Here is a 22,175-nt window from a genome sequence, read left to right as displayed (position 1 = left end):
AGGATTGGACTGTACCGGTCGCATGTCAGGCTGCCCACCACACACAGGAATCGGCCGGAATGCGGACAGTCCCCCCACTGAACTCAAGGGCCGCGGTGGAGAGCACCGGCCGCCCAGGAACCGGCAGTTCGACCTCTCGGCCCAGCGTGTTGAGCGTGCACACGAACCCCGGCCGGGAGATCGCCAGCACCCCCTCCGGCGCGTCCAGCCATGACATCGGGCCGTCGCCCAGCCCCGGCAGCTGCCGGCGCAGCGCCACCGCCGAGCGGTACAGCTCCAGGGTGGAGCGCGGGTCCCCCGACTGCGCCTCGACCGACAGCTGCTTCCACTGCGCCGGCTGCGGCAGCCAACTGCCGCCGGGACCGAAGCCGTACGGCGGCTCGTCACCGGACCACGGGATCGGCACCCGGCAGCCGTCGCGGGTGCCGTCCTGGCCTGCCGCCCGTCGGCCACCACCACCCTCATCCGAGGCTCCCCCAGCTACCTCAGGGGGGACCCCCAGCGCCGCCTCGTCGTTTCCGCGGAAGAACGCGGGGTCCTGGCGCACCTCGTCCGGCAGGTCCACCACCTCCGGCAGACCCAGCTCCTCGCCCTGGTAGATGTACGTCGACCCGGGCAGGGCCAGCATCAGCAGCGCCGCGGCCCGGGCCCGGCGCAGGCCCAGCTCCCCGTCCCCGTAGCGGGTGGTGTGCCGGACCACGTCGTGGTTGGACAGCACCCAGGTGGGGGGCGCGCCCACGGAGGCGGTCGCGGCCAGCGACTCGTCGATCACGCTGCGCATCGCGGTAGCGTCCCACGGGCAGTTGAGGAAGTGGAAGTTGAAGGCCTGGTGCAGCTCGTCGGGCCGTACGTACAGCGCCAGCCGCTCCGCGGACGGCGCCCACGCCTCGGCCACGCCGATCACCTCCTTGCCGCGGGCCTTGCCGTAGGCGTCCAGCAGCTTGCGCCAGGAGCGGTGGATCTCGTGCACCCCGTCCTGGTCGAAGAACGGCAGCACCTGCGCGCCGATCAGCTTCGCCTGCTCCTTGCGGCCGATGTCCGGCAGGCCCGCCGCCTTGACCATCCCGTGCGCGACATCGATGCGGAAGCCGTCGACGCCCAGGTCCAGCCAGAACCGCAGGATGGAGTCGAACTCCTCCCGCACCTCCTCGTTGTCCCAGTTGAGGTCGGGCTGCTCGGGCGCGAAGAGGTGCAGATACCACTCGCCGGGGGTGCCGTCCGGCTCGGCCGTACGGGTCCAGGCCGGCCCGCCGAAGACCGACTCCCAGTCGTTGGGCGGCAGCTCGCCGCCGCTGCCCCGGCCCGGCCGGAAGTGGTAGCGGTCCCGGGAGGCCGCGCCCGCCCCCTCCGCGAGCGCGGCCTGGAACCACACGTGCTGGTCCGACGTGTGGTTCGGGACGATGTCCACGATCACCCGCAGACCCAGCTCATGGGCCGTGCGCACCAGGTCGTCCGCGTCCGACAGATCGCCGAACAGCGGGTCCACGGCCCGGTAGTCGGCGACGTCGTACCCGCCGTCGGCCTGCGGCGAGGCGTAGAAGGGCGTCAGCCACAGGGCGTCCACACCCAGGTCGGCCAGGTGCGGCAGCCGCTGACGGATGCCACGCAGATCGCCGATGCCGTCGCCGTCGCTGTCCGCGAACGAGCGCACGTACACCTGGTAGATGACGGCACTGCGCCACCAGCCAGCGGTTTCGGCGGCTGACGTTTCGTGGCGGGAAGGCGCGAGTTCCTGGGTCATGATGCGTCCCTATCGGGTGGGCCCAGCCATGGGGCGTCAGATGCGAAGATCGTCGTTATGAGGTCAACGCGGCGTGCGTCGGCCGGTGTCGGAGGTCAACCCTTGGTGCCGCCCGCGGTCAGTCCGGTGACCAGGTGCTTCTGGGCGAGGAAGAACATCAGCCCGGCGGGGATGGTGATCAGCACGGAGGCGGCCGTCATCAGTCCCCACTCGGCGCGGTGCGGGCCGATGAACGTCTGCAGACCGACGGCCAGGGTGTAGTTCTCCTCGCTCGACATGAACTGAGTGGCGAAGGCGACTTCGCTCCAGGCGGTGATGAAGGAGTAGAAGGCGGTGACCGCCAGCCCCGGCCGGGCCAGCGGGATGATCAGCCGCCAGAAGGTGCCGAACGGGGTGAGGCCGTCGACCCGGCCCGCCTCGTCGATCTCGGCGGGCACGGTGTCGAAGTAGCCCTTGAGCATCCAGGCGCAGAACGGTACGGACACCGAGCAGTAGGTGAGGATGAGACCGCCGTAGGAGTCCAGCAGGCCCAGCTGCCCGAGGATGTTGTAGAGCGGCACGATCAGCACGGCCACCGGGAACATCTGGAACAGCAGGAAGGACCACATCAGCGGGGCGTGGCCGGGGAAGCGCATCCGGGAGACGGCGTACCCGGCGCTGGCCGCGATGGTGACGCCGACCAGGGTGGTGCCGCCCGCGACCACCAGCGAGTTCCCCATCCAGGTCAGGAACTCCGTCCGGCCCAGCAGATGGGCGTAGTTGGCCAGGGAGAAGCCGGACATCTCCATCGGGTGCGTCCAGCCGTTCTCGCCGCGCAGCGACACCAGCAGGATGAAGACGACCGGGAACAGCGCGATCACGCCGGCCAGCACCAGCAGCGCGTGCAGCACGAGCGAGGCGGCCGGTGAACGCTCGTCGCGCTGCCGCACCCTGGCGCGCGGCCCGGCGGCCTCGGCTGTCGTACGAGCCGGGGCGGAGGTTTCGAGGGAATCGCTGATCGCGCTCATCGCACGGTCTCCTGACGGTTCAGCATCCTGCGGTAGAAGACGGAGAAGACCAGCAGCAGGGAGAGGATGACGATGCCGTACGAGGCGGAGCCCGCGTAGTCCCGTACGCCCTGGAAGGCGAGCCGGTAGGCGTACGTCACCAGGATCTCGCTCTCGGTGCCGCCGGCCTGACCGATCACCAGATAGATGATCGGGAACATGTTGAAGGTCCAGATGATGCCCAGCAGGATGACGGTGCTGCTGACCGGGCGCAGGCCGGGCAGGGTGACATGGCGAAAGCGCTGCCAGGGCGAGGCGCCGTCCATCTCGGCGGCCTCGTGCAGCTCGCGCGGGATGGCCTGCAGCCCGCCGAGGATCGCCACCATCATGAACGGCACGCCCAGCCAGGTGTTGACGGCGATGACCGAGAGCTTCTGGATGGTGGGGTCGCCGAGCCAGTCGACCGGGCCGATGCCGACCTTGCCGAGCAGGGTGTTGAAGACGCCGTTCTGGCTGTTGTACATCAGCTTCCAGGCGAAGGCCGCGACGAAGGCCGGGACCGCCCACGGCAGGATGAGCAGCACCCGGTACAGGGAGCGCCCCTTGACCGGGCGGTTGAGCAGCATCGCCAGCCCCAGGCCGATCGTGTAGTGCAGGAACACGCAGCTCGCGGTCCAGATCACCGTCCACGTCAGCCGGGGATAGAAGGACCCCTCCTTGCCGGAGAGGATGTTCCAGTAGTTGTCGAGGCCCACGAACCGGTACGTCGCCGGGACGTGGAAATCCCCGATGGTGCGGCCGATGTTGGCCTCGTTGGCGTCGGTGAACGACAGGAAGATGCCGCGGCCGAGCGGGTAGCCGACGAGCACGGCCAGCACCACGACCACGGGCAGGACCATCGCCCAGGCGTACCAGTGGGTGTCGAAGGATCGCCTGGCCCTGGTGAACAGGCCCGCGCGCCCCTGCGCTGCGCTGGGCTCGGTGACGGCTGTGGTCATGACTCCACGGCTCTCTTCGGATGGACGGGGGATGTGTCAGGACCGGCTCGGCCGGCTGGGCGCGTGAGTCCGCCCCACACGAGTGGGGCGGACCTCCGGCCGGCCGAGCCGGGGCCTCTCCCAGCGGGCGCGCTGGGGAGAGTCGTACTAGCCGACGATCTTGTAGTCCTTGATCAGCTTCGTCTGCCACTCCTTCGCGAGGGAGTCGAGCCCGGACTTCGGGGTGTCCTGGCCGCGCAGGATCTTCACGTAGTGCTGGTCGAAGGCGACGAAGAGGTCACCGACACCCGGGATGGCCGGGCGCGCCTTTGAGGTCGCCAGCGCGTCCTGGAACGCCTTCTTCACCGGGTCAGAGGTCACCTCGGCGGTGTAGGCCGACTTCCGGGTGGGCAGCGTGCCGAGCTTGGTGGCGGTGTACTCCTGGCTCTTGGCGGAGGACATGAACTTCACGAACAGATAGGCGGCGTCCAGGCTCTTCGAGCCGCGGTAGATCGTGTAGTTGTGGCCGCCGATCGGGGCCGCAGCCTTGCCGCTGGAGCCCGCGGGAACCGGTGCGATGCCCAGGTTCGCCTTGTCCTTGAATGCCTTGCCGGTGTAGTCCTCCGCGGTCGACCACGGGCCGTTGATCACCATGGCGACCTTGCCGTCCTTGAACGCGGTCTGCATGTTGACGTAGCCGTCGGTGGTGGCGGGCTTCAGGGAGACGCCCGACTTCACCATCTCCAGCGCGGTCTCCATGCCCTTGACGGCCTCGGGGGAGTTCACCGTGATCTCCTTGCCCGGGACGTCGAGCATGTCGCCGCCCTCGCCGTAGATGAACGGCAGGGCGAAGTAGCCCTCGGGGTTGAGCTGGGTGCCCGCGATCCCGGTCTTCTTCTTGATGGTCTTCGCGGTCTGGATGAACTCGTCCCAGGTGGCCGGGGCCTTCTTGATCCCCGCCTTCTTGAAGATCTCCTTGTTGTAGAGCAGCCCCAGGGTGTCGGTGACCTGCGGTACGCCGACGGTCTGCCCCTTGTACTTGGCAGTGGACATCGGGCCGGAGAGGAAGTCGCCCGCGTTGTCCAGGGCCGGGGTGCCGTCCAGCGGCTGGAGGTAGCCGAGATTGGCGAAGCCGGCCGTCCAGCCCACGTCCGTACGCATCACATCGGGCACACCCTTGCCGGACTGCGCGGCGGTCTTGAACTTCTGCTCCGCGGCGTCGAAGGACACCGGCACTCTCTTGACCTTGATCTTGGGGTACTTGGCCTCGAAGTCCTTGACCAGCTTGTCGTACGCCGGGCCCTCCGCCTCATTGGAGGTGTCCCACCAGGTGACGGAGCCGGAGACGCTGCCAGGGTCCTTCGCGGCCTTGGACCCGTCGCCTCCGCTGTCGGCGCTGCTGCCACCGCACGCAGTCGCCGTGAGAGCCAGCACGCCGGCCACGGCGGCGACCGATATGCCTCGACGCATAGAGATCTCCTCGAATTTAAGTGGCCCGGTCGTCCTGAGCGGTCTCCCCCCAGCTGTCCCCTAGGAACTCGGGCGCCGCCTGTCCCTAGGCGGCCCGGGCTGACGAGGAAACTAACAGGCTGCAATCTCTTGCGAAAGACCTTGCAGCGAACTCGCACAAAAGAAACGACGTGATTTCCCGCTCGTTACCTGCTCGTGGCCTGAGGGTTGACCCCGGTGGTTGAGGCTCGTACGGTCTCGCTCACGGCAGACCGCTGAAGTCTTGCTGCAAGAACCTTCACTCAATGGCCTTACGGGCATGGCGCGTTGCCTCACGAGGCTGACCGTCACGCACACCTCCCCGAAGTACAGGAGGACCTATGGCCAGTGTTGTCAGCAGGACGCTGGCCGCCGCTTTCGCCCTCGCGGCGGGGGCGGCGGTCGCGTACGCCGCGCCCGGTGTGGCGCCCCCGGCGCAGGCGTCACCGCCCGGGGACAAGGACGTCACCGCCGTCCTGTTCGAGTGGCGCTTCGACTCCGTCGCCCGTGAGTGCCGGGACACCCTGGGCCCGGCGGGCTATGGCTACGTCCAGGTCTCGCCGCCGCAGGAGCATATCCAGGGCAGCCAGTGGTGGACCTCGTACCAGCCCGTCAGCTACAAGATCGCCGGACGCCTCGGCGACCGCACCGCCTTCAAGAACATGATCGACGCCTGTCATGCGGCAGGCGTGAAGGTGGTCGCCGACGCTGTGATCAACCACATGGCGTCGGACTCCGGCACGGGCACCGGCGGATCGTCGTACACCAAGTACGACTACCCGGGCACGTATGCCGTCTGGGACATGGACGACTGCCAGGTACCCATCAGCAACTACCAGGACCGTTGGCATGTCCAGCACTGCGAGCTGGTCGAACTGGCCGACCTGGACACCGGCGAGGACTACGTCCGGGGCCGGATCGCCGGTTATCTGAACGACCTGCTGTCGCTGGGCGTCGACGGCTTCCGGATCGACGCCGCCAAGCACATACCGGCCGATGACCTGGCCGCGATCAAGTCCCGGCTCAGCGACCCGAACGTCTACTGGAAGCAGGAGACCATCTACGGCGCCGGCGAGGCGGTCTCGCCGACCGAGTACCTGAAGAACGGCGACGCCCAGGAGTTCCGCTACGCCCGCGACCTCAAGCGGGTCTTCAACGACGAGCGGCTGGCCTACCTGCACAACTTCGGCGAGGGCTGGGGGTACATGCCCAGCGGCCAGGCCGGCGTCTTCGTCGACAACCACGACACCGAGCGGGGCGGCGACACCCTCAGCTACAAGGACGGCGCCAACTACACCCTGGCAGGGGTCTTCATGCTGGCCTGGCCGTACGGGTCCCCGGATGTGCACTCCGGCTACGAGTTCACCGACCGCGACGCCGGCCCGCCGAACGGCGGCACGGTGAACGCGTGCTGGCAGGAAGGCTGGAAGTGCCAGCACAAGTGGCCCGAGATCATCCGCATGGTCGGCTTCCACAACACCGTGCGCGGCACCGCGGTCACCAACTGGTGGGACAACGGCAACGACGCCATCGCCTTCGGGCGCGGCGACAAGGGCTTTGTGGCGATCAACCACGAGGGCGGGACGCTCACGCGCACCTACCAGACCTCGCTGCCGGCAGGAACGTACTGCGATGTGCAGAGCGGTGTGCCGACCAGCAGCGGGTGCAGCGGCCGGTCCTTCACCGTCGACTCCTCCGGACAGTTCACGGCGTCGATCGACTCCAATGTCGCCGTCGCCCTGCATGTGGGCGCCAAGGCTGGGAGCGGCCGATGAGCGTGGTGATCAGCAAGGGGCGGCGGCGTACGGCCGCGACGGTGGCGGCGACGCTGTTCGCGGCACTCGTACCCGCGGCCGTACCCGCCCAGGCGGCGCCCCCGCCACCGCCCCCGCCGTCCGATGCCCGCCTCGCGGCCGAGCCCGCGCGGCACGATCTGACGCGGGAGCAGTTCTACTTCGTCCTGCCGGACCGTTTCGCCAATGGCACCACCGCCAACGACCGGGGCGGGCTGACCGGCGGCCGGCTGAGCACCGGGTACGACCCCACCGACAAGGGCTTCTACCAGGGCGGCGACCTCAAGGGCCTGACCCGGAAGCTCGACTACATCAAGGGCCTCGGCACCACCGCGATCTGGATGGCGCCGATCTTCAAGAACAAGCCCGTGCAGGGTGAGGGGAAGAACGCCTCGGCCGGCTACCACGGCTACTGGATCACCGACTTCACCCAGGTCGACCCGCACTTCGGCACCAATGCCGAGCTGGCGAAGCTGATCGACAAGGCCCATGAAAAGGGCATGAAGGTCTTTTTCGACGTCATCACCAACCACACCGCCGACACCGTCGACTACGCGGAGAAGGAGTACGGCTACAAGCCCAAGGGCGCGTACCCGTACCTCGACCGCGAGGGCCGCCCCTTCGACGACCGGGCGGGCATGGCGAAGGTCGACGCCGACTCCTTCCCGTACACTCCGAGGCCCCGCGCCGGGGAGAAGAAGGTCCCGGCCTGGCTCAACGACCCGACGATGTACCACAACCGCGGCGACTCCACGTTCGCGGGGGAGAGCAGCGAGTACGGCGACTTCTCGGGCCTGGACGACCTGTGGACCGAGCGCCCAGAGGTCGTCGCGGGCATGGAGAAGATCTACCAGCGGTGGGTCCGCGACTTCCAGGTCGACGGCTTCCGCATCGACACCGTCAAGCACGTCAACCTCGACTTCTGGACCCAGTGGGCCACGGCGCTCGACGCGTACGCCGCCCGGCAGGGCCGGAACCACTTCTTCATGTTCGGCGAGATCTACTCCGGTGATCCGGCGATCACCTCGCCGTATGTGACCCGGGGCCGTCTCGACGCCACCCTCGACTTCCCCTTCCAGGACGCCGCCCGTTCCTACGCCTCCCAGAGCGGCCCGGCGAGCAAGCTCGCGGGGATGTACGCGCAGGACTACCGCTACACCACCGACAAGGCCAACGCCTACGAGCAGGTCACCTTCCTCGGCAACCACGACATGGGCCGCATCGGCACCTTCCTGAAACAGGACAACCCGAAGGCCGGCGACGCTGAGCTGCTGCGGCGGGCCCGGCTCGCAGGCGAGGTGATGTTCCTCGGCCGCGGCAATCCCGTCGTCTACTACGGGGACGAGCAGGGCTTCACCGGCGCGGGCGGCGACAAGGACGCTCGGCAGACGATGTTCGCCTCCCGCACCCCCGACTACCTCGACGACGACCAGCTGGGGACGGACCGTACGCACGCCAGCGACGCATACGACCCCCGGCACCCGCTGTACCGGGCGATCGCGAAGCTGTCGAAGCTGACGAAGGAACACCCCGCACTGCGTGACGGCGTCCAGACGCAGCGGTACGCGGCGGACGGTCCGGGGGTGTACGCCTACTCGCGTACCGACCTGAAGCGGCAGATGGAGTACGTCGTCGTGCTGAACAACGCGACCGAGGCCAAGACAGCGGAGATTCCGACCGGTTCGGCCGGTATGGACTTCCGCACCGTCTACGGCGGCGACGGCAGCGTACGCAGCGGCACCGACAAGAAGATCACGGTGACGGTCCCGGCCCTGTCCGCGACCGTCCTGAAGGCCGAAAAGCCGCTGGCCGGCCCGGCCACCAAGCCCACCATCACGCTCACGGCACCGGCCGCCGGCGCCACGGGCACCGTGGAGCTCACCGCCGACGTGGACGGCGGGCAGCTGAACCGCGTCGTCTTCGCCGCTCAGGTCGGCAACGACAAGTGGCGGGTGCTCGGCTCCGCCGACCACGCCCCGTACAAGGTCACCCAGCACATCGCCGATACGGTGCCCGCCGGCACCCCGCTGCGCTACAAGGCCGTCGCGGTGGACAGCGCGGGCCGTACGGCCGGCGCCCTCGCCTCGAGCACGGCCGGCCAGGCGCCGAAGCCCGAGAAGCCGAGGGCCGTCGACCGCGACTACGCCGTCGTCCACTACCGCCGTCCGGGCGCCGACTACGACGGCTGGCAGCTGGCCGCGAACGGCGCCTCCGCCCCCTTCACCGGCCGTGACGCCTACGGCGCCTTCGCCTGGATCAAGCTCGACCAGGGGGCTGCGACCCTGCCGTTCACCGTCGAGAAGGACGGCACCGCGGACGGCCCCCGGCGCACCGTCGACCTGGCGCGGACCGGAGAGGTCTGGATCGAGCAGGGCAAGGACGACCTCGCCGAGAAGGCACCCGACGGCGCCTACCCGCCGCAGGACCAGAAGAAGGCCGTCCTGCACTATCACCGCGCCGACGGCGACTACGACGGCTGGGGCCTGCACACCTGGACCGGCGCCGCCGAGCCCACCGACTGGTCCAAGCCGCTCCAGCCGGTGCGGAAGGACGCCTACGGGGTGACCTTCGAGGTGCCGCTCGCCGAAGGCGCCCGCTCGCTCAGCTACATCGTCCACAAGGGAGACCAGAAGGACCTCCCCAGCGACCAGTCGCTGGACTTCGCCACCTACGGCAAGGAGGTCTGGCTGCTGGCCGGACAGCCGAAGTATCTGCTGCCCACCGTCGGCGCCGGACCCGACCTGAACCTGGACAAAGCCGAGGCCCAGTGGATCGACCGCGACACCGTCGCCTGGAAGGTCAAGGCCACCGACGCCACCAGCCAGCAGCTGGTGTACGCACCCCACGGCGGAATCACCGTCAAGGACGGCGCACTGAGCGACGAGGGCCACTGGCTGCGGCTGAAGCCCACCTCGCTTACCGACGCCCAGAAGGCCAAGTACCCGCACCTGCGGGACTATCCGGCCTTCACCGTGGACCCACGCGACCGGGACCGGATCCGTACCGCCCTGAAGGGCCAGCTCATCGCCACCCAGCGGGCCGCGAACGGGGCGCTGCTGGCGGCGACGGGCGTCCAGATCCCCGGGGTGCTGGACGACCTGTACGCGGACCAGGCGTCGAAGGCGCAGCTCGGCCCGGTCTTCCACCAGGGCCGCCCGACCCTGTCCCTCTGGGCGCCGACCGCGCGGAAGGTGTCCCTGGAACTGGACGGCAGGACCATTCCGATGCGGCGGGACGACGCCGGCGGCGTGTGGAGCGTCACGGGCGAGCCGAGCTGGAGCGGCAAGCCGTACCGCTACGCCGTGACCGTGTGGGCCCCATCGGTCCAGCGGCTGGTCACCAACAAGGTCACCGACCCGTACTCCACCGCGCTGACCACCGACTCCAAGCGGAGCCTGGTCGTCGACCTGGCCGACCCGAAGCTCGCCCCCAAGGGCTGGCCGACGCTGAAGAAGCCGAAGGCCACGCCGCTGCGGGACGCCCAGATCCAGGAGCTGCACATCCGCGACTTCTCGATCGCCGACCGGACCTCCAAGCACCCGGGCCAGTATCTGGCCTTCACCGACCGGGACTCCGCCGGTATGCGGCACCTGAGGAAGCTGGCGAAGTCCGGCACCTCGTACGTCCATCTCCTCCCGGCCTTCGACATCGGCACCATCCCGGAGAAGAAGTCCGACCAGGCCCAGCCGGACTGTGACCTGCCGGCCCTGCCCGCCGACTCCGAGCGGCAGCAGGAGTGCGTGGCCGCCACGGCGGCGAAGGACGGCTACAACTGGGGCTACGACCCGCTGCACTACACCGTTCCGGAGGGTTCGTACGCGAGCGATCCGGAGGGCACCCGCCGGACCGTGGAATTCCGGAACATGGTGCAGGGCCTGAACTCCGCGGGCCTGCGCACCGTCATGGACGTGGTCTACAACCACACGGTGGCCAGCGGCCAGCACGACAAGTCCGTCCTGGACAAGATCGTGCCCGGCTACTACCAGCGGCTCCTGGCGGACGGCTCGGTGGCCACCTCCACCTGCTGTGCCAACACCGCGCCCGAGAACGCGATGATGGGCAAGCTCGTGGTCGACTCGGTCGTCACCTGGGCGAAGGAGTACAAGGTCGACGGCTTCCGCTTCGACCTCATGGGCCACCATCCCAAGGCCAACATCCTGGCCGTCCGCAAGGCGCTCGATGCCCTGACGGTGGAGAAGGACGGCGTCGACGGCAAGTCGATCATTCTGTACGGCGAGGGCTGGAACTTCGGCGAGGTGGCCGACGACGCCCGGTTCGTCCAGGCCACGCAGAGGAACATGGCGGGTACCGGCATCGCCACCTTCAGCGACCGGGCCCGGGACGCGGTCCGGGGCGGCGGTCCGTTCGACGACGACCCGCGCGCACAGGGCTTCGCGTCAGGCCTGTTCACCGATCCCAACGGCGCGCAGGTCAACGGCACACCGGAGGAGCAGAAGGCGAGGCTCCGCCACGACCAGGACCTGATCAAGGTCGGCCTGACCGGAAACCTCGCCGACTTCACCTTCACCGACTCCTCGGGGAAGACGGTCCGCGGCAGGGACGTCGACTATGGCGGCGCCCCGGCCGGGTACGCCGCCGCCCCCGGCGACGCCCTGGCGTACGTGGACGCGCACGACAACGAGTCGCTGTACGACGCGCTCGCGTACAAGCTGCCCAAGGAGACGCCGGCGGGCCGGCGGGCCCGTATGCAGGTCCTGGCGATGGCGACCGCGGCGCTCTCGCAGGGGCCGGCGCTCTCCCAGGCAGGCACGGATCTGCTTCGCTCCAAGTCCCTGGACCGCAACTCCTACGACTCCGGCGACTGGTTCAACGCCGTCCACTGGCAGTGCGACGACGGCAACGGCTTCGGCCGCGGCCTGCCCCCGGCCGCGGACAACAAGTCCAAGTGGCCGTACGCGAAGCCGCTGCTGACGGCCTCCACGCTGCGGCCGGGCTGCACGGAGATCAACGGGGCTTCGGCGGCCTACCGGGACCTGCTGAAGATCCGTGCGACGGAGCCGTCCTTCGACCTCTCCTCGACGGACGAGGTGCAGTCCCAGCTGTCCTTCCCGCTCTCGGGGAAGGACGAGACGCCGGGGGTCATCACGATGCGGCTGGGCAAGCTGGTCGTGGTCTTCAACGCCACACCGGAGCGGCAGAAGCAGACGGTGAGCGCCCTCGCGGGCAAGCGGTACGCCCTGCACAGCGCCCAGGTGCGGGGCTCGGACGAGGTGGTCAAGGCCTCCTCGTACGCGGCTGATTCGGGCACGTTCAGCGTCCCGGGCCGCACAGTGGCGGTCTTCCGCCAGAGCTGACCTACCGACCGACCCTTGGGGCCCGCCTCCTCTCGGAGGCGGGCCTCACTTATGGGCGTGCGCTCAGCAACGTGGGCCTGGGCGGATCCTTGGCGCGGCCTCCGGCGCGAGGCGCCGCAGAGGCAGGTGGGCAGGGCCGGATGCCGGCCCTAGGGTTGGGCCGCGCGCTGGAAGCCGTCGCCGTCGGGGGAGGGAGCGAGGGTCATCAGGCGGCGGATCAGGTCGCCGAACGGGCCGTCCATCGGCTCCTGGGCGATGATGCGGCGGACCACCGCCGCCGTCTCCTCGTCGTATGCCGCGCTCACCGACGCCAGTGCCATGAAGTCGTGGACGAGTTGCAACTCCAGTTCCTTGCGCGGGATGCGGCGCCCGTCCAGCCACAGCAGGGCCGTGGTCTCGGCCATGCCTATCCAGGACCGGATCACCAGCTCGATCCGCGGCCCCGGATCCGTGACCTGCAGATGGGCCAGGATCTGCTCGTACGCCGCCTGCCGCACTTCGTCGATCATCGCGTTGGCACGCTCCGAACCAACGGCCGTGCCCCCGCGCAGCAGCGCCTCGAAGCCCGGTCCGCTGTCGTCGACGAAGTCGAAGTAACGGCGCATGACCCGCAGCAGGCGGCCGCTCAGCGGCCCTTCGTGCGGTTCGACGAACCGGCCCGCGAGGCCATCGGCCGCTCTGCGGACCGCCGCTTCGTACAGGCTGTGTTTGCCCGGGAAGTAGTGGTAGACGAGCGGCCGCGATATGCCTGCGGCCGTCGCGATGTCGTCGATGGACACGTCATCGGGGGAGCGTTGGCTGAACAGCTCCAGTGCCACGGCAATGAGCTGTTCCCGCCGCTCCTCCACACCCATCCTGCGGCGCACCCCGGTCGTCATGCGAACACTGTAACGAGCGTTGGGCATATACCAGGCCGAGGACCGGAACCAGGTTGTTCCCGCCGCGCGGTTGGTGTCCTCTCGCTCCTCGTCCGTGAACGGTTCGTTCCCGTGGTCGGTCTTCTGGGCCGGCACCGGCTACTGGCGGTTTCGCCATGTGCCGGGCCTTCCTGCGCCGTTGGCGCGGCACGCGCAGCGGCTCATGCGCGACGGGTGGGCGCGGGTCGCCGCACGGCGGCGGGTGTGTCGCCGCGCCGTGGCGCGGTCAGTGGAGGGCGGACAGGCGGGTGCCGTCGGTCGTACGGGCGTCGAGTTCGGCGCGAGCGCCCGCCTCGGCCCGTACGGCGAGCAGATTGCCTCGTGACCTGCCCCGTACACCCCCTGTCGCATCGATCGACGTGACTCCATGGCTGCCCGCGGCCAGCACGTACCACCGGCCCGCGCCGGACTTCCACAGCACACCGGTCAGCACGCGCGGTGCTCGGACCCCGCATGCCGCAGTGTTTTCGGAGCGCGCGGCCACCGCACCCGGCGTGGTCGCCTTCACCGCGGGCGGCTGGAACTGCGCCAGCACACGGCTGCCTTCACCGCGCCACGTCTCCGCCCGCGTACACACCCAGGCCGCGCTGCCGTAGCCCCCCGGCAGCGGCTGTCGGGCGAACTCCCAGGAGTTCACGGACCGTACGCCCAGCGACCGCACCTCGGGCAGATGACAGGCGGTCCGCGCCCAGACCGCGCGGGCCTCGTGCCCCGCCACATCCCGCGGGCCCCGTGCCGGGTCGCCGTACGTCAGCCGGGCCGGGGCCAGCTCGCCCAGGTCCGTCAGCAGAACCGGGGTCTTGCCGCCGCCCGCCGTCGCCACCGCGTCCGGCTCGGCGCGCAGTTCCAGCGCGGGCCAGCTGCGGCAGCCGCCGCCTGCCGCCGGACCGCCGCGCTTGACGGCCCCCGCCGGGCTGGGGACCGGATCGGTCACCCCGTCCTCGGAGCTGTGCAGCGGCCGCCGGGCGGTGGACGGCCGCAGCAGGTCCCGCACGTACACGCCGGACACCCAGGGGGCGGTCAGATAGCGCACGTTGCCGGCGGTGCGGCCGAGGACGAGAGCCGTCGCGGATACGGCGTCCGCGCCGTCGGTGCGTGCGAAGTCGAGCGCGGCACCGCCGCTCGCGCCGTCCCTCGCCTCGGCGTAGCGCACCACCCGCAGCCCGTCGTACAGCAGCACCACCACGGTCGCGTCCACCTCGCCCGCGTACAGGAGCTGGGCCGGACCCGGCGCCGGGCCCGAGGCGGTGCCGGGGGTGGCGGTGACCTGCACGTCCTGTCCCGGCCGCGCCCAGACGGCGAGGGCGCGCCGCAGCAGCGCCCGGTCGTAGACGCGGTTGCCGCGAGCGGGCCAGGCGGAGAAGTCCGTACGGTCCGAACTCCGCCATGCCGCGGGGGCCGTTTTTGTCAACGCGGCGGGTTCCAGGGCGCGTTCGGCGGCGGGGTTGCGGGCGTACGGCGGCGCGGCCGCGCCGTCCGGCCCCCAGCCCTCGCCGGGCAGGCCCAGCAGGGTGCCGCAGACGAGGACCGCGGCGGTCGCCACCACAGCCGCCCGCAGATGCTGGCGGCGGCGCATCAGGTCGGTGGGGCGAGCCTGGAGGGAGCACGCGTCGAACTCCGCTGATTCCAGCAACGGTCGGTCTCTGCTGCCGGTCGGCTCCACCACACCGTCCGCCTCGGCCAGCGCGGCGTGGGCGTCCGGCACCCCGGCGGTCTCGAGGACCCGCCGCACCTCTCGGTCGGGCAGCCGCTCCAGGCCGCGCAGCACGTACGCGGCGCGGGCGGGCCCGGACAGGGCCGACAGGGCTTGGTCCAGGGCGAGTTCGTCGGCGCCGCCCGCGCGGGGGAACAGGCGCAGGCCCCACACCTGGGGGAACAGCACGGGCAGTTGGGAGCGCCGGGGCAGCGCCCGGAGGCGGCGCGGGCGGCCGGCGTCGAGTGCGGCGCGCAGTACGCGCAGCCGCAGAAAGGCGTACCCGGTCTCGGCCGCACGCTGTGCCGGGATCGCGGGCACGGCGCCGGTCGTACGGCTGTGGGGGAGCGCCCGTTGAGTGACGGCGTGCGCGCTCAGTACGCGGCGGTTGCGGCCCAGACCGGGCGGGAGAACGAGATAGGCGATGCGCACCAGCCGCCGGTAGTGCTCGATGAGGAGGGCTTCGGCCTGCTCGACGTCGATGGGTGCTATGGGAGCGCCCGAGGGCTGTGGAGTGGCTGTCGCTTCCCGGGAAGTCACATTCAGCTGAACGAGCGAATGGTCGGATGGTCACCTGGTCGCCCTGCGGCGCGCACCCCGCGGCCCGGGCGCTTTGCGCCGGGGCCGTTCTTCTTTCGAGCCACCCCTGAAAGGGGCGGTGGCTCCCCACCGCAGGCGCGGCGCTCAGGGCACCCCGCGGGCGCCCGGGGGCCATCGGGTCGCTTGGGGAAAGCCCGCGGCACCGTCCCATCCCGCCTCTTTCAGAGGCGGGATGGGAAAGAGCCCCTGAACAGGGGCAGGTGGGAGGGAAGGCACGCGCCAGAGGGGCGGTGCTCAGGTCAGCCGCCAGGCGCTGAATTCGGCCGTGCCGCGGGCCTGGCCTCCTCCGTTGGCCGCCGTCATGAACAGACCCGTGTCCTGGCGGGCCGCGGCACCCGGGGCCGTTACCGCCGCGACCGTGCGCCACGTCGTCCCGTCGTCCGTCGAGCACTCGCCCGTGTACCCCCCCGCGGCCGCGCGCGACAGCCGCAGCAGAACCGGCGCGCGCACACCCGTAATGCGCTGGTAGGTGTCCACCGTGCCGTCGCCGCTCGCGTCGTAGGACAGCACCACTCCGTTGGCGGGCGTGACGCACAGGTTCACAAAGCCCGGTGAGCCGGCCGTCGCCAACGAGTTGCGGACGATGATCCCGGCGCGCGCCCACGGGCCCGTCGCCGCCTGGCTGTCGACCCGCACCGTGACCGAGCCACCTTCGGCCAGAGCACCGCCCGTGTAGATCGCGCCGAACTCCGCGGTGCCCTTCCACAGATCGGCCCCCGCGCCGTCAATGGCGAAGCGGTCGCCCAGCTGTCCAAAGACGGCCGCGTTGTTCGTCACGGTCCGCAATCCGTCCTCGAGCGGCCCGGCCAGGAACAGCGTGCCGGGCTGCACCGCCTCGACCCGCGGCTCGCCTCGCGGCCCGTACGCCACGCAAAGCTCGTACGGCAGCGGTTTCAACGGCCCGTCCAGCGGCGCCTCCGGTGCCGACACCCGCCAGCGGGCCGCACCCTCTCCGCCCGCCTCGACCCGCGGCAGCGAGGTGGCACCTTCGGGCCGGGCGTCCAGGCCGCTCACGGTCAGGGTGAAGTCGACCCGGCCCGTGGCGTTCAGCCCGTTGGTGTTGCGGAAGGCCGCGGTGACCGCAGCCGAACCGCCCGGCGGCAGCGCGGGCGGCGCGGCCGTGACGGTCACGTGGCCCTGATACGGGGCCCTGGCCAGGGTCTCGCGCACCCGCAGCGCCGTACGGTGGGTGTCGCCCACCGCCCGCACCGGATAGTCCGACTGGTCCCGCGTCCACGGCTCCTCGACGGCGTACCAGTCGAAGGTCTTGGGCTCCCGGCCCGTCGCGAGGGCGTCCTCCAGCTCGTCCAGAAAGCTCTGCCACTGCGGCAGATGGACATCGCCGATGAGCCCGTGCCAGTCGCGGTTGGCGTAGTTGGCGAGCCGCCCGCCGTCGGCGGTGACGCGGTCCGCCCAGGTGGTGATGAGCGTTCGCGCCGTCCGCTCCAGCTGCGCCGACTCCGCCTCGCCGGCGCCCATCCGCCGGGCGTCCGCCAGCCAGGGGCCGAGCAGGAACATCGAGTGGGTGCCGGTGATCTCCTCGCTCAGCCGCATCAGCCGCAGCCACAGCCGGGACAGTGCGCGGAAGGTGGCCAGGTCCCCCCGCTGGTAGGCGGTGCGCAGCTGGGGCAGCAGCTGCCAGGAGCGGTTGGCCAGGGCTTGCCGGGCCAGGTCGGTCAGGTCGTACCGGTACGCGTCGCAGTCGCGCAGCCCGGGCCGTACGCCCAGCAGCGCCGCGAACGCCGCGTCGAAACCGGCCGGATCGAAGGCGGGCGTGTGGGTGGCGTAGTACGTGCCGGACTGCGCGGTGAGGCTGGGGCGGGCGGCGAAGACGCTGTCGTGCGGCCGGCCGTCGCGGCTGCTGATCTGGTACGCCGTGTCGCGCAGCGCCGCGAACGCCTCGCACGCCCGCTGGTCACGCCCGCCGTACCGCAGATCCGCGTAACCGTCGAACCACGCCGTGCGGTCCACCGCGTCCTGGCGCCACGCCAGCTCGCTGAACAGCTCGAACGAGGCCGGGTCACGCTCGGCCGCCTCCGCCATGTACGCCGTGCCGACGAGCCTGCTGCCCGGCTTGTCGCGCCAGGCGGTGAACCGCCGCGCCCACAGATGCGTCTTGGCGCCGATCGTGGTGCGCCCGCCGAAGTTGGGGATCGTGCCGAAGGCGTACGGCACCCCGCCCCAGTCCTGCTCCCGGTCGGTGACCCGCTCCAGGTCGGACAGCCCGTCGACGATCAGCATCCGCTCCTTGTCCACGGCATCCAGCAGGTCGCGCCGCGGATTGTCCTGCCAGCCGAGGATCACCCAGGTCGCGGCGGGGCTGGCGTCCCGCAGGGCCGCCTGGACGGCGCGGGCGGCCTCGGGCACCGGGACGTCGCCGGGGTTGCCGCCCTCGTGGAGCAGGTCCATCTTGAAGTGCTCGACCGGGCCGAACAGCCGGCGCTGATGCCGGTAGAAGGCGGCGGCCACCTTGCGGAAGGCGTCCGTGCGCGGATCGAGCCAGTCGGGGCGCCGCAGCCCCGCCCAGTCGCCCTGCGGGACCGTACGGGCCTCCGGGTTGCGGTCCGCGAAGCCGACGGGGACCGTGCCGAAGTAGCCGGGGAGGACCGGGGACATACCCAGCTCGCGCATCCGGTCCGCGGCGCGTCGGCCCAGCTCCGCCCGCCTCTTGATGAGTTCGCGGCTGACGGGACCGCCGTAGCCGCTCATGTTCTGCAGCAGCCACCAGGGCTGGTGGGAGGGGGCCGGGATCCAGGCGCGGGCCTCGGCGTCGGTATAGCCGAAGTCCTGGAGCAGGCGGTGGTAGACGGCCTCCTGGCCGACGGTCATCAGCACCTGGTTGCAGCCGTGCAGCGCCATGACATCGATCAGGTGCTCCCAGCGCGCCCAGTCGGCGTACGGCGCGGTGTAGCCGTCGTGCGTGTCGTTGAGCGCGAAGCGGTGGGGCACGGTCGCGGACCGCTCGAGGGGGCGGTCGGGCGCGGGCAGCCGGTCCGGCAGGCGCAGCTGGACGCCGGCCCAGGAGATGTGCGCGTGGCATACGTACTTCAGGTACCAGTGGACGCCGGTCAGCAGTACGGCGGGGCTGGTGCCGGTGACCTCGATCCGGCCCGTGGAGCCGGAGACCCGGAACCGGTCGGCCCCTGACGTCGGCAGGGCCCGGAGAACGAACTGGTCGGCGTGGTGCGGCAGCAGCCGCCCCAGCGCCGAGTGCGCCGGGGCGGCGGTGAACGAGTCCATGGCCGCTCTTGGGGTCGTGGTTGCCGCATCCTGCGCGGCGGCGGGGGAGTGGCCGGGGAGGGCCGCGTCGGCGCCGACTGCTCCGGCGACTCCCAGCAGCGTCCGTCTGGCCATGGGACGGCGGTACGAGGGCTCGGCCACGTGCACTCCCCACGGTGCGATGGATGCGACGACAGGTGCGAGCGCTGTGCACGTTAATGACGGGGGGTGGGCGGAGCAACGGGGCGCGCGACCGGCGACCCTTCGTACCGACGGCATTGAGACATCCGGGGCGCTTACGCGTACCGGGTGGTGCCGTGAGCGTCCACCAAGGAGGTCCAACGATGCGTAAACCAGGTCACAAAGCTGCGGTGTCACTCGCCCTGCTGGGTGCGGGCGCGCTGGCGCTGGTCACCGGCTGCGCCGACGACGGCAAGCGGGAAGCCCCGCCTACCGCCACGGGAACCGTGGAGCAGCTCGCCGCGAAGACGTCCTGCAAGCCGGATATGCAGGTCGACGCCGCCGAGCTGCGCCAGGGCGTCTGCAAGACGGACAAGGGCCGCTACGTTCTGACGACGTTCGCCACGAACCAGGGCCAGCTGAACTGGCTGGACGAATCGCAGAGCTACGGCGGCACATACCTGGTGGGCAAGAAGTGGGTGGTCGTGGGCGAGCCCAAAGTCCTCAAAGCGCTGCGCGGCCGGCTCGGCGGGGAGGTGGAGACCGCCTCGCACTCCCATTCCGGTGGGGCCGGAGATCACTCCGGCAGCAGCGGTCAGCACGGGCACAGCGGCCATCACATGAACTGACCGCGCAGCGCGTTCGAGGGGCCGGGGATCAGTTGCAGTCCCGGCCCTCGTTGATGCAGCTCACCATCTCGTTCATCAGGTTCTCCGAGAACACGTTGATGAAGTCGCCGTGATCGGTGATGGGCTTGTGGAGCTGCTCGGGGAAGGAGTCCACGGCGAAGTTGGGCGCGTCCGGCGCGTCGTAGACCAGCCGCTGAACCAGCTGCGGAATCGCCTGGAAACCGTTCGGGCAGTTGCCGTTGTCGTCGGCGAAGGCCACATGGGTGCGGTGGTTCGCGCTGTCGATGTTCTGCCCGTCCCAGCAGCTCTGGAACTTGAAGGTCCGCACCACCTGGCTGCCCTGAGGACAGATCGGGTACTTGTCCTTCAGCTGCCGGTCCTCGAACCCGGTGCAGCTCCACGAGGCGTTGGCGTTGGCGTCGCCGTTGGTGAACGCCTTGGCGTCGCCGGTGATGATCCGCAGGAATCGGGGCATCGCCACGACGTCGCTCACGGGGCTTCCCACGAACTTGTTCTCCACCTGGGCGGGCGTCAGGATCTTGCCCTTGTTGCCGTCCTTGCCACCACCATCTGCGTTGACGTCCTGGTCGTCACCCGCGTTCAGCTGACGCAGGACGGGCCAGTAGTACGTCGACTGGTCCTCCTGGTTCTGGCAGGACGTGTCGGCCGCCGCCAGCGTGTCGTTGTTGGCGAAGGCGTCATTGTCCTGGTTGCCGACGTAGTCGTGCATGTGGTGCGCGCCGTTGCCCACACCGGGGGCGACGATGACGTTGTCCGGGTTGCGCTTGCCGTTCTCGTTGACCCCGCAGTCCGAGGTGAAGGTCCCCGTCGAAGCGTTCTGCTGCTGGGGGTCGTTCACGTTGGGCTGGACGGACTGGATGTCGACGAAGTCGTCGGGGGACGGTCCGCCGGCCTGCTGCTGCCCGTCCTGAGCCTGGCCGCCGTCCGGTGGCTGCTCGCCATCCTGGGGCTGGGCGTCCTGGGGCTGGCCGTCCTGGGGCTGCGCACTGGCCTGGGGCTGGGCGGCACCGCCGTCCTTCAGCTGGCACTCGGCCATGCGCTGCAGGCCCCTGGGCCGCTGGCCGGCACTGTCGATGGCGTCGCCGATCCGGTCCAGCATGGCCCCGCGCTGGGTGACCAGCGGGTCCAGGATGTTTTTCTGGACGAACGACGGATCCTGCTTGGCCGCGTCCTGGGAGCGGATGAGCCGCTGGTAGGCCTCGCCCACCTGAGCGTCGAGCAGGCCCAGCATCCGGCCGACCTGAGGCCGCACCCGCCGCGGAACCTGGGTCAGCTCGATCGACACATCCGGGCAGGCGATCGTCTGGGCGACCTGTACCTGGTCCGATCCGTCGTCCCATGACGACGTGCCGGCCGAGGCATTGTAGTTGAGGGCTATCAGCCCTCCACCTCCCAGCAGCAGGGCGGCCGCCGCGGCGATTGCCCTGCCTGCCAGCGGAGAGCGTTTGTGCGATGTCTTTTTCATGGATCCCCTCTGCGTCGTTCCGGAAGTTGGGGGACTCCCGGTCGGAGGAAGCTCTGTTCCATACGGATGAGGGGCGCGTTGCGTTCACATGCCTTTGAGATTGCTGAGTTTTGACCCGTGAGAGGCAGGGCAATACCCCGCTCACCCGCCCCTTCAAACGGGATGGGTGAGCGGGGTTGCGGTATCGCTACCCCGCGCTGGGGGCGTACTTGTAGCCGACGCGGCGCACCGTCACGATCGTGTCGCGGTGCGCCGGGCCCAACTTGCGGCGCAGCCGCGCGATATGGACATCGACGGTCCGTCCGTCGCCCACATGCCCGTACCCCCACACCGTGGTGACGAGACGGTCGCGGGTGTGCACCTGGTGCGGATGGGCGACCAGGTGGGCCAGCAGCTCGAACTCCAGGTAGGTGAGGTCGAGGGGTTGCCCGTCCACGAGCACGGTCCGCTGCGCCGGATCGATCGATACCGGACCGTTGGCTGTGCTCTGCGTGGCTTCGCGCGCGGCGCGGGCGACGCCGGGAGAAGCCCCGGCTGACGGCTCGTCGGCCGGTACGAGCACCAAGTAGCCGATCATCGGCGGCTGTCCGGGCAGGGTGGGCAGTGCGTGTTGCGGGGCGGGCAGCCAGGTGGCACCCGGAGGCAGGAGGTCCGAGAGCTGCACCACCTCGTCGCGGTCGATGGCGCGCAATCGGTGGCGGCCCAGCGGTGCGGGCGAGCCGATGGGGGCCGGCGGGGCGGACGGATTCGGCTTGATGGGGGCGGCAGCGGACAGGGAACGGCTGGTGGTCATGGAGTTCAGCTCATTTCGCGCGACAGGTCGTCGATGGACGTCGAGCGCGCGGACCGGGGCGCCCGCCGGTGTGAAGAAGACCGGCGGCTGACGGGGCTGTGTGCCGGACGTCAGCGGTGGGAGAGGGCCCGCGCGATGGTCGCGCGGCAACACACCCGGTCGAAGTCGTCGTGCTGCCGGGAAGGCCAGAACGGCTCGAGGTCTGTGCGACCTGTCGCGTGGTCGTTCTGGAAGCCAGGCATATCACCAGTCAACTAGCTGCGGCCGTAAGAGGCAAGTCGGATGGGGTGGGTAGCTGAGATCACTGTCGCCCGGAGCCAGGGCCGGCCGCCGGGCGGCCTCAGGACGATGTACGGAG

At 70.3% G+C, this 22,175-nt stretch carries 12 protein-coding genes; 3 read left to right on the top strand and 9 right to left on the bottom strand.

The window, feature by feature from the left end; genetic code table 11:
• Positions 1–25: 25 nt before the first annotated feature.
• The 4 genes from ACY34J_RS16770 to ACY34J_RS16755 form a co-directional block, all read right to left on the bottom strand.
• Entirely contained in the window at positions 26–1,741 is a 1,716-nt protein-coding gene (locus ACY34J_RS16770) for a glycoside hydrolase family 13 protein (RefSeq protein WP_462727302.1), read from the bottom strand.
• Positions 1,742–1,836: 95 nt separating this feature from the next.
• Positions 1,837–2,748, bottom strand: a complete 912-nt coding sequence (locus ACY34J_RS16765; RefSeq protein WP_462727301.1) for a sugar ABC transporter permease — start codon at positions 2,746–2,748, stop codon at positions 1,837–1,839.
• Positions 2,745–3,725, bottom strand: coding sequence for a carbohydrate ABC transporter permease (locus ACY34J_RS16760; protein ID WP_462727300.1), 981 nt, complete (start codon positions 3,723–3,725; stop codon positions 2,745–2,747). The genes ACY34J_RS16765 and ACY34J_RS16760 overlap by 4 nt, the downstream gene beginning before the upstream one ends.
• A 147-nt stretch (positions 3,726–3,872) precedes the next feature.
• Entirely contained in the window at positions 3,873–5,174 is a 1,302-nt protein-coding gene (locus ACY34J_RS16755; protein ID WP_462727299.1) for an extracellular solute-binding protein, read from the bottom strand.
• A 359-nt stretch (positions 5,175–5,533) separates the two neighbouring features.
• Here ACY34J_RS16755 and ACY34J_RS16750 point away from each other — a divergent pair, with 359 nt between their 5' ends.
• Together ACY34J_RS16750 and pulA are read left to right on the top strand one after the other, a co-directional pair.
• Positions 5,534–6,967, top strand: coding sequence for an alpha-amylase (locus ACY34J_RS16750; RefSeq protein ID WP_462727298.1), 1,434 nt, complete (start codon positions 5,534–5,536; stop codon positions 6,965–6,967).
• Positions 6,964–12,300, top strand: coding sequence for a pullulanase-type alpha-1,6-glucosidase (gene pulA, locus ACY34J_RS16745; protein WP_462727297.1), 5,337 nt, complete (start codon positions 6,964–6,966; stop codon positions 12,298–12,300). The genes ACY34J_RS16750 and pulA overlap by 4 nt, the downstream gene beginning before the upstream one ends.
• A 149-nt stretch (positions 12,301–12,449) precedes the next feature.
• Here pulA and ACY34J_RS16740 read toward each other — a convergent pair whose 3' ends face one another.
• From ACY34J_RS16740 to ACY34J_RS16730, 3 genes are all read right to left on the bottom strand, one after another.
• The gene (locus ACY34J_RS16740; RefSeq protein ID WP_462727296.1) at positions 12,450–13,178 is read right to left on the bottom strand and encodes a TetR/AcrR family transcriptional regulator; all 729 of its coding nucleotides are present in this window, start codon (positions 13,176–13,178) and stop codon (positions 12,450–12,452) included.
• Between the two features lie 265 nt (positions 13,179–13,443).
• Positions 13,444–15,450 carry a hypothetical protein gene (locus ACY34J_RS16735; protein WP_462727295.1) on the bottom strand — a complete coding sequence of 669 codons (2,007 nt, stop codon included), beginning with the start codon at positions 15,448–15,450 and terminating at the stop codon, positions 13,444–13,446.
• A 294-nt stretch (positions 15,451–15,744) separates the two neighbouring features.
• Positions 15,745–18,864 carry an alpha-N-acetylglucosaminidase gene (locus ACY34J_RS16730; protein WP_462727338.1) on the bottom strand — a complete coding sequence of 1,040 codons (3,120 nt, stop codon included), beginning with the start codon at positions 18,862–18,864 and terminating at the stop codon, positions 15,745–15,747.
• 209 nt (positions 18,865–19,073) lie between these two features.
• Here ACY34J_RS16730 and ACY34J_RS16725 point away from each other — a divergent pair, with 209 nt between their 5' ends.
• Positions 19,074–19,538 (top strand): hypothetical protein, encoded by a 465-nt coding sequence (locus ACY34J_RS16725; protein ID WP_462727294.1) that lies wholly within the window; start codon positions 19,074–19,076, stop codon positions 19,536–19,538.
• Positions 19,539–19,566: 28 nt separating this feature from the next.
• Here the strand turns inward: ACY34J_RS16725 and ACY34J_RS16720 are convergent, their stop codons facing one another.
• Positions 19,567–21,024, bottom strand: coding sequence for a DUF1996 domain-containing protein (locus ACY34J_RS16720; RefSeq protein WP_462727293.1), 1,458 nt, complete (start codon positions 21,022–21,024; stop codon positions 19,567–19,569).
• 187 nt (positions 21,025–21,211) lie between these two features.
• The gene (locus ACY34J_RS16715) at positions 21,212–21,817 is read right to left on the bottom strand and encodes a winged helix-turn-helix domain-containing protein (RefSeq protein ID WP_462727292.1); all 606 of its coding nucleotides are present in this window, start codon (positions 21,815–21,817) and stop codon (positions 21,212–21,214) included.
• Positions 21,818–22,175 lie beyond the last annotated feature (358 nt).

It is taken from the genome of Streptomyces sp. HSS9-12 (assembly GCF_054963655.1).
Note: the sequence above shows the minus strand (reverse complement) of the source record. Positions and strands in the feature narration are given on the sequence as shown.

What these genes read in the sequence shown, in the direction of transcription:
- ACY34J_RS16720 (WP_462727293.1), bottom strand. Translation starts at nt 21,024, where the DNA reads ATGAAAAAGACATCGCACAAACGCTCTCCGCTGGCAGGCAGGGCAATC.
- ACY34J_RS16740 (WP_462727296.1), bottom strand. Translation starts at nt 13,178, where the DNA reads ATGACGACCGGGGTGCGCCGCAGGATGGGTGTGGAGGAGCGGCGGGAA.
- ACY34J_RS16730 (WP_462727338.1), bottom strand. Translation starts at nt 18,864, where the DNA reads ATGGCCAGACGGACGCTGCTGGGAGTCGCCGGAGCAGTCGGCGCCGAC.
- ACY34J_RS16770 (WP_462727302.1), bottom strand. Translation starts at nt 1,741, where the DNA reads ATGACCCAGGAACTCGCGCCTTCCCGCCACGAAACGTCAGCCGCCGAA.
- ACY34J_RS16715 (WP_462727292.1), bottom strand. Translation starts at nt 21,817, where the DNA reads ATGACCACCAGCCGTTCCCTGTCCGCTGCCGCCCCCATCAAGCCGAAT.
- pulA (WP_462727297.1), top strand. Translation starts at nt 6,964, where the DNA reads ATGAGCGTGGTGATCAGCAAGGGGCGGCGGCGTACGGCCGCGACGGTG.
- ACY34J_RS16765 (WP_462727301.1), bottom strand. Translation starts at nt 2,748, where the DNA reads ATGAGCGCGATCAGCGATTCCCTCGAAACCTCCGCCCCGGCTCGTACG.
- ACY34J_RS16750 (WP_462727298.1), top strand. Translation starts at nt 5,534, where the DNA reads ATGGCCAGTGTTGTCAGCAGGACGCTGGCCGCCGCTTTCGCCCTCGCG.
- ACY34J_RS16755 (WP_462727299.1), bottom strand. Translation starts at nt 5,174, where the DNA reads ATGCGTCGAGGCATATCGGTCGCCGCCGTGGCCGGCGTGCTGGCTCTC.
- ACY34J_RS16760 (WP_462727300.1), bottom strand. Translation starts at nt 3,725, where the DNA reads ATGACCACAGCCGTCACCGAGCCCAGCGCAGCGCAGGGGCGCGCGGGC.
- ACY34J_RS16725 (WP_462727294.1), top strand. Translation starts at nt 19,074, where the DNA reads ATGCGTAAACCAGGTCACAAAGCTGCGGTGTCACTCGCCCTGCTGGGT.